The 7,785-nt window shown below is 58.8% G+C and carries 8 protein-coding genes; 7 read left to right on the forward strand and 1 reads right to left on the reverse strand.

From position 1 onward, the window contains the following. The 7 genes from H8S45_RS10985 to H8S45_RS11015 all read left to right on the forward strand — a co-directional run bounded on the left by H8S45_RS10985 (position 1) and on the right by H8S45_RS11015 (position 6,552). Positions 1–930, forward strand: coding sequence for a GNAT family N-acetyltransferase (locus H8S45_RS10985; protein WP_147574607.1), 930 nt, complete (start codon positions 1–3; stop codon positions 928–930). A 20-nt stretch (positions 931–950) separates the two neighbouring features. Further along, positions 951–1,157 (forward strand): hypothetical protein, encoded by a 207-nt coding sequence (locus tag H8S45_RS10990; protein ID WP_054327361.1) that lies wholly within the window; start codon positions 951–953, stop codon positions 1,155–1,157. A gap of 52 nt (positions 1,158–1,209) precedes the next feature. Continuing rightward, positions 1,210–1,461: a hypothetical protein gene (locus H8S45_RS10995; protein ID WP_186950089.1), complete on the forward strand. Its 252-nt coding sequence runs from the start codon at positions 1,210–1,212 to the stop codon at positions 1,459–1,461. A gap of 4 nt (positions 1,462–1,465) precedes the next feature. Continuing rightward, complete coding sequence (gene tsaD / locus H8S45_RS11000) at positions 1,466–2,491, forward strand: tRNA (adenosine(37)-N6)-threonylcarbamoyltransferase complex transferase subunit TsaD (RefSeq protein WP_054327363.1); 1,026 nt, start codon at positions 1,466–1,468, stop codon at positions 2,489–2,491. A 210-nt stretch (positions 2,492–2,701) separates the two neighbouring features. Further along, positions 2,702–4,627, forward strand: a complete 1,926-nt coding sequence (locus H8S45_RS11005) for an aconitate hydratase (RefSeq protein WP_186950090.1) — start codon at positions 2,702–2,704, stop codon at positions 4,625–4,627. Positions 4,628–4,724: 97 nt separating this feature from the next. Then, positions 4,725–5,882 carry an isocitrate/isopropylmalate family dehydrogenase gene (locus H8S45_RS11010; RefSeq protein WP_107632037.1) on the forward strand — a complete coding sequence of 386 codons (1,158 nt, stop codon included), beginning with the start codon at positions 4,725–4,727 and terminating at the stop codon, positions 5,880–5,882. Positions 5,883–5,913: 31 nt separating this feature from the next. Then, positions 5,914–6,552: a redox-sensing transcriptional repressor Rex gene (locus H8S45_RS11015; protein ID WP_107632038.1), complete on the forward strand. Its 639-nt coding sequence runs from the start codon at positions 5,914–5,916 to the stop codon at positions 6,550–6,552. Positions 6,553–6,582: 30 nt separating this feature from the next. On the opposite strand, the gene metA is transcribed toward H8S45_RS11015, so the two are convergent. Further along, on the reverse strand, positions 6,583–7,497 hold the full coding sequence (metA, locus tag H8S45_RS11020; RefSeq protein WP_107632039.1) for a homoserine O-acetyltransferase MetA: 915 nt from the start codon (positions 7,495–7,497) through the stop codon (positions 6,583–6,585). Positions 7,498–7,785 lie beyond the last annotated feature (288 nt).

Consider the following 7,785-nt stretch of genomic DNA (forward strand, 5'->3'; position numbering starts at 1 on the left):
ATGGAGCTTCGGTTTGTCGATGCGGAAAACACCGATCTGCTGGAACTGGCGGGCAGGCTGGATGAATATTATTTTTCGATCGTGGGCGAGGTGCATCGCCGCTATGCGAAATATAACGACCCGCATCTGTTCGGATGCCGGCTGGTCGTTTATGAGGATGGATGCGCGGCAGGCTGCGGCTGCTGGAAGCGGACGGACGCGCATACCGTGGAACTGAAACGCATTTATGTGCGGCCGGAATACCGTCGGCGGGGGATTGCGGGCGCGGTCATCCGCGCGCTGGAGGGTAACGCGGCGGAGCAGGGCTATACGCGCGCTGTTTTGGAAACCGCGCGGACCACAGGGGATTCGGCGGCGCTTTACCGGAAACTGGGATACCGTACAATGCCCTATTATGGGAGTCCGGCCGGTGCGGAAAACTGCCTTTGCTTTGAAAAGGCGCTGGGGACGGTGGATAAAAAACGGGCGGCGCTTCGCTTTGTCGATGTGAGCAATCCGGATCTGGCAGTGCTGGTTGCGGAGCTGGATGTATATTTCCATGCAGGCTGGGGCTCGGTGGCGGAAAAGTACAAGGCGTATCACGCGCTGGACGGAATGGCTTGCGCGGTGGTGGCTTACATAGAGGAACGGCCGGCAGGCTGCGGCTGCTGGCGCGCGTATGATCCGGTAACAGCGGAGATCAAGCGGATGTATGTCCGGCCGGAATACCGAAGAAGCGGGACGGCGGGCAAAATCGTGGCCGCGCTCGAACGGCACGCCGCAGCGAGCGGGTGCCACCGCGCGGTGCTGGAAACCGGCGCGGATATGCCGGACGCGATCGCGTTTTATCAGAAGCAGGGGTACCGGCTGGTGCCGAATTTCGGCGATTTCGCGGGGGACGAGATCTGCGTATGCATGGAAAAAGAGATATCGGATGGCACGATGCGGTAACCGGAAAGGGGGAGAAAGAGATGATGCTTTTGGCGGCCCTTTTGGCCGGCGCCGTGCTGTGTGCCTGTTCTTTCTGCCATGCGCTGTGCGACGCGCTGCGCGCGGTGCAGTGCGGCGGAGATCCCAAAGGGCATGCGGTGCGCCTGCAGGTGAGCCTGTGCGGTGCATTGCTGCTGCCAACGGCAGCGGTGATCTGGGCGGTATACCGCATGCCGGCCGGCTTGTAGCAGAGTGGCGAGGGACAGGAAATATTTGCTTTTGGATAAAGGAGGCGGGAAAATGATTACGCCGATGAACCGCGAGCAGATTTTATGCACCAATACGCAGGAAGACTTTTTCCAAGCGCAGCAGGCGCTCAGCCGTGAGCAGATCGCGTTCCGAACAGAGGTGCGGGACAATACGCAGCGCATGCTGCAGCGGCAGGATGTGCTGGGGATCCGCGCGCAGTACCAGCGGGAGTATCGGATCTATGTACACAGGCAGGACGCGGAACTGGCGCGTCATATTTTGCAATACGGGAACAACGGGTGAGACAATGAGGATTTTGGCAATTGAGTCCTCCTGCGACGAAACGGCGGCCGCCGTGGTTGAGGATGGACGGAACATACTTTCCAGCGTGGTGGACACACAGATCGAAACGCACGCGCTGTATGGGGGCGTGGTGCCGGAGATCGCGTCGCGTCGGCACATGGAGGCGGTTGTGCGCGTGACGGAAAAGGCGCTGGCCGACGCGGGCATGGACAAGCGCGCGGTGGACGCGGTGGCGGCGACCTGTGCGCCGGGACTGATCGGCGCGCTGCTGGTCGGCGCGAATTTCGGGAAATCGCTGGCGTTTGCGCTGCAAAAGCCCTTTATTCCGGTGCATCACATCCGCGGGCATATCGCGGCGACCTATCTGGCGTATCCCGATCTCAAGCCTCCGTTTTTGACGCTGATTGCGTCCGGCGGACACAGCGAGATCGTGATGGTGCGCGATTATACGGATTTTGAGATCCTCGGCGGCACGCGGGACGACGCGGCGGGCGAGGCGTTCGATAAGGTCGCGCGCGTGCTCGGCGTGGGCTACCCGGGCGGCCCGAAGATCGACAGGCTCGCGCAGGAGGGCGACCCGATGTGCTACAAGCTGCCGGATTCGCACATCAAGGACGCGCCGCTTGACTTCTCTTTTTCCGGCCTCAAGACCGCGGTCATCAATCTGGCGCACAATGCGGAGCAGAAAGGCGAAACGCTGGACAAAAACGGCCTTGCGGCCTCTTTTTGTGCGGCGGTCGTGCATACGCTGGTGCCGCGGCTGGAGATGGCGGCGCAGCGGACGCATGCGCGGCGCGTGGTCTGCGCGGGCGGTGTGGCGGCCAACTCGTTCCTGCGCGCGGCGCTGCAGGAGATGGCGAAGCGCACCCACACCAGGCTCTACCTGCCGCCGCTTTCCCTGTGTGGGGATAACGCGGCCATGATCGGGAGCCAGGCATATTATGAATACCTTGCAGGTAGTGTGGGTCTGACCCTGCAGAATGCTTTCGCAACTGCGGAGATCAGTGCGAATATTTGTGAAAAGCGATAGCGAAAAGGTCTTTTCAAAAGATAAGGAATGTTGTAAAATAGAAGTGGTTTTTGCGTTGCAAAGGCCGCTTCTGTTTTGTTTTTGGGCACGGTATGCCGCGCATGCCGTGGAGAAGGCTGTGGAAGCCGCAACGGACCCGCTTTGCAGCGGCGGGGCGCGGCGGGCGCAAATATCGCCGCGTAGGGACATAAAGGAGTGTAAGAAACACAAATGGGTATGACAATCGCACAGAAAATTCTGAAGGAGCATCTGGTGGACGGAGAAATGGTCCAAGGACAGGAGATCGGTTTCCGGATCGACCAAACGCTTACGCAGGATGCTACCGGCACCATGGCTTATCTCCAGTTTGAGGCAATGGGTGTCGACCAGGTCAGGACCGAGCGGTCGGTCGCGTATATCGACCACAATACCCTGCAGTCCGGCTTCGAAAACGCGGACGACCACAAGTATATCGGCTCGGTGGCCAAAAAGCACGGCATCTACTATTCCAAGGCGGGCAACGGCATCTGCCATCAGGTGCATCTGGAGCGCTTCGGCGCGCCGGGTAAAACCCTGATCGGCTCGGACAGCCACACCCCGACCGGCGGCGGCATCGGCATGTTGGCGTTCGGCGCGGGCGGCCTGGACGTGGCGGTTGCGATGGGCGGCGGCGCGTACTACATCCCCATGCCCAAGATGGTGCGCGTCAACCTGACGGGCAAGCTGTCCCCGTGGGTTTCCGCCAAGGACGTTATCCTGGACGTGCTGCGCCAGATGACCGTCAAGGGCGGCGTGGGCAAGATCGTCGAGTACGCGGGCGAGGGCGTTGCGACGCTGTCCGTGCCTGAGCGCGCGACCATCACCAACATGGGCGCGGAACTGGGCGCGACGACCTCGGTGTTCCCGTCCGACGGGGAAACCAGACGCTTCCTCGAGGCGCAGGACCGCGGTGATGTGTGGGTCGAGTTGTCCTCCGATCCGGACGCGGTGTACGACGAGGAATACACGGTCGACCTGTCCGCGCTTGAGCCGCTGGCCGCGATGCCGCACATGCCGGACAATGTCAAGCCGGTCGCTGAGATCGGCGCGATTAAGGTCAATCAGTGCTGCATCGGCTCCTGCACCAATTCCTCCTATTACGATATGATGAAAGTCGCGTCCATCCTCAAGGGTAAAACCGTGCATCCGGACGTTTCGCTTACCATCAGCCCGGGTTCCAAACAGGTGTTTAACATGCTCGCACAGAACGGTGCGCTGGCGGATATTATCGCGGCGGGCGCGCGCATCCTCGAGTGCGCCTGCGGTCCCTGCATCGGCATGGGACAGTCGCCGGAGTCCGCGGGTGTATCCCTGCGTACCTTCAACCGTAACTTTGAGGGCCGCTCGGGGACGCAGGACGCGCAGATTTATCTGGTATCGCCCGAGGTCGCGGCGGCGAGTGCGCTCGCGGGCGTGCTGACCGACCCGCGCACGCTGGGAGAAATGCCGGCGATTGAAATGCCGGAGCATTTCGTCATCAACGACAACATGATCGTAAGGCCCGCAGAAAATCCGGCCGAGGTCGAGGTTGTACGCGGCCCGAACATCAAGCCGTTCCCGCTGGGCAAGGCGCTGGAAGCGTCCTATACGGGCCGCGTCGTACTCAAGACCGAGGACAACATCACCACCGACCATATCCTGCCGGCGGGCGCGAAGCTGCTGCCCTACCGTTCGAACGTGCCATACTACTCGAATTACTGTTTTATCAATGTCGATCCGGAATTTCCGGCGCGCTGCAAGGAGCAGGGCGGCGGCGTCATCGTCGGCGGCGCCAACTACGGCCAGGGCTCGTCGCGCGAGCACGCGGCGCTCGTCCCGCTGTATCTGGGCGTCAAAGCCGTGCTGTGCAAGTCGTTCGCCCGTATCCACAAGGCCAATCTGGTCAACTCGGGCATCCTGCCGCTGACTTTCGCCGATCCGGCGGACTACGACGCGATCAACCTGTTGGATGAGATCGCGCTGCCGCATGTGCTGGAGGAAATCAAAAACGGCAGTCAGGTTACCGTGGTATGCGGCGGCAGGACCTTCAAGGCGGACTGCGACGTTTCCGACCGTCAGCGCGGCGCGCTGCTCGCGGGCGGCACGCTCAACTATGCCAAGGAACAGGCGGCGCAATAAGGAAAAGAGGAGAGAGGCGCTTTCCCAGCCTCCTCTTTCTTGACAGGATGCAGAAAATTTGTTAAAATAATATCAATGGTATGAGGAGGACACCGTTATGTCGATCGACCAGTCCATTCTGGATAAATTTGAAGCAGTGGTAGAAAGCCAGCTTGCGCGCATCGCGGATATGAAAGCACAGGATGACTTTATTGACTATACAAAGCTTGACAAGCTCATCATCGGCGTGTGCGGCGGCGACGGTATCGGCCCGATGATCACCGGCATGGCGCAGCACGCGCTCGAGGCCCTGCTGGCCGACAAGGTCAAGGCGGGGAAAGTGGAGTTCCGTGTGATAGACGGGCTGACCATCGAGCGTCGCGCTGAGCTGGGCTGCGCCATCCCGCCCGATGTGATGGAGGAGCTCAAACAGTGCCATGTAATTCTCAAGGGGCCGACCACGACCCCGCGCAAGGGCGATCCGTGGCCGAATGTGGAATCCGCGAATGTGGCGATGCGCAAAGCGCTCGACCTGTTCGCCAACGTGCGTCCAGTCAAGGTGCCTGAGCTGGGGATCGACTGGACGTTCTATCGCGAAAACACCGAGGGCGGCTATGCGGTCGGCTCGCAGGGCGTGCAGATTGCGGACGATCTGTTCATCGACTTTACAGTGGCGACCTCGCAGGGCTGCGAGCGCATCGCGCGCCTGGCGTTTGATTACGCGCGCAAGACCGGCAAGAACCGCGTCTCCTGCGTGACCAAGGCCAATATCATCAAGACCACGGACGGCAAATTCCTCGACACCTGCCAGCGGGTCGCAAAGGAGTATCCGGAGGTCGAGTTCGACGACTGGTACATCGATATCATGACCGCGAAGCTTCTGGACGAAAAACGCCGCCGCGATTTCAAGGTGGTCGTGCTGCCCAACCTGTATGGCGATATCATCACCGACGAGGCGGCCGAGATTCAGGGCGGCGTAGGCACCGCGGGTTCGGCCAATATCGGCAAGCGCTACGCGATGTTCGAGGCCATCCACGGTTCCGCGCCGCGCATGGTGCAGGAGGGGCGCGCTCAGTACGCGGACCCGTCCTCCGTGCTGCGCGCCTCCGTGATGCTGCTCGAGCACATCGGTGAGATCGAACTGGCGAATAAGCTCGACCGTGCGCTCGATATCTGCATGTTTGAAGAGAAAAAGGTAGTGGTCAATGGGCGTGATACTGGTGCGACCGCGCAGGAATTCACGGATTATGTACTGGAAACGATTGCGAAGCTGTAATTTTGTGATGGGAAAGAGAGGATGAAAACCTGTGGAGCGCAAACAAGAGGTCTCCAAGGCGGTGGTGCAGCGTCTGCCGCGCTACTACCGCAATATTTGTGAGCTGAAAGCTGAGGGCGTACAGCGCATTTCCTCGCGCGCCCTGGCTGAGCGTATGGGGCTGACCGCTTCACAGATCCGGCAGGATTTCAACTGCTTTGGTGGATTTGGCCAGCAGGGATATGGATACAATGTAGATAAGCTGCAGGAGGAGTTGGGCGCTATTCTTGGGCTCCGCGCCGGCCGCACGGCGGTATTGATCGGTGCGGGCAATCTGGGACGGGCCTTGCTCAACAACTTCGATTTTTCGGCCAGCGGATTCAAGCTGCTGTGTGCGTTTGACGCGAATCAGGAGTTAGTGGGAAAAAAATTTGGCGGGCATGAGGTGCGCAGCAGCAGCACGCTGTTTGAATTTGTCGACCGGCGCAAGCCGGATGTTGCCGTCCTGACGATTCCGCGCACCCATGCGCCCGATTTGGCGCATGAGCTGGTCGATCATGGTATCCGCGGCCTGTGGAACTTCACGGGAGAGGACCTGCATCTGGAGGGGCTGGGCGTTCCGGTCGAGAATGTACACTTGTCTGACAGCCTGATGACGCTGTGCCATCTGGTCGGCATGGAAGAGGCATAAAAAAGAAGCGGCTTGAGGCCGCTTCTTTTTTTATATTTTATCGAGGGAGTAGGGTGTGGTTTGGTAAACGTAGTAATTGACCCAGTTGGTATAGAAAAGGTGGGCATGCGCTTTCCAGGTGACCAGAATATCGTCGCTGGGGTCGTCGTTCCTAAAATAGTGCAGGGGGATCTCGGGGTTCAGGCCCTTGGCGAGATCGCGTTCATATTCTTTCTTCAGGGTGTCCGGATCATATTCCCCGTGACCAAGCACGAAAATTTGCCGTCCGTTCATCGCCTCAACCAGATAAACGCCAGCCTCGTGAGATTCCGCCAACAGGCGCAGGCGGTCATCCTTGCGGATATCGGACGCATGTACCTCGGTGTGGCGTGAATGCGGGGCGCAGAATAGGTCGTCGAAGCCGCGCAAAAGGGGCTCTTTCGGGAAAAGCACATGATGCTTGAAGATACCGGACATCTTCCGCGGCAAGGGATATTTGGGGATGCCGTAGTGGTGGTAAAGGCCTGCCTGCGCGCCCCAACAGATATACAACGTGGAATGTACATGGTTTTTCGTCCAGTCCATAATGCGGACCAGCTCATCCCAATACTCAACCTCTTCAAACGGCATGTTTTCGATGGGGGCGCCGGTGATGATAAAACCATCATACTTTTGATCGCGGATATCGTCAAATGTTTTGTAGAATGTGAGCAGATGGTCTTCGGGGGTGTTTTTCGAGTGATAGGTCTTCGTTTGAATCAGGTCGACCTCTATCTGGATCGGTGTGTTGGACAAGCAGCGCAGGATCTGGGTTTCAGTCACGATCTTGAGCGGCATCAGGTTGAGCAGCGCGATGCGCAGAGGGCGGATGTCCTGCGTTGTTGCACGGTGCTCGGTCATCACAAATATGTTTTCGCTCTCCAGAATCGCACGCGCGGGCAAACTGTCGGCTATTTTTATAGGCAAGCCAGTGACCTCCTTTATACCATTGGTTCCAATAGAAAAATTATAGCAGAAAAGCGCTGGAAGGACAAGGGAGGAAAAGGTAGTTATAGAAAGAAAGGGGGAGGGAGGACTTGACAAAGTGGAGGGGGATATAGTATAGTAAACGAGCTGCGGAAGTGCGCGGCGGAAAAAGCTGAAAAAAGAAGAAAAAAGTTCTTGACAAACAGCTTTGGGTTTGATATACTGAATAAGCTGCTTCGGAAGGGGCGGCGGCCGGAAAAGTTCGGAAAAGAGAAAGAACGGCTCGAA

Source organism: Agathobaculum faecis (assembly GCF_014287995.1).
Taxonomy (GTDB): Bacteria; Bacillota; Clostridia; order Oscillospirales; family Butyricicoccaceae; genus Agathobaculum; species Agathobaculum ammoniilyticum.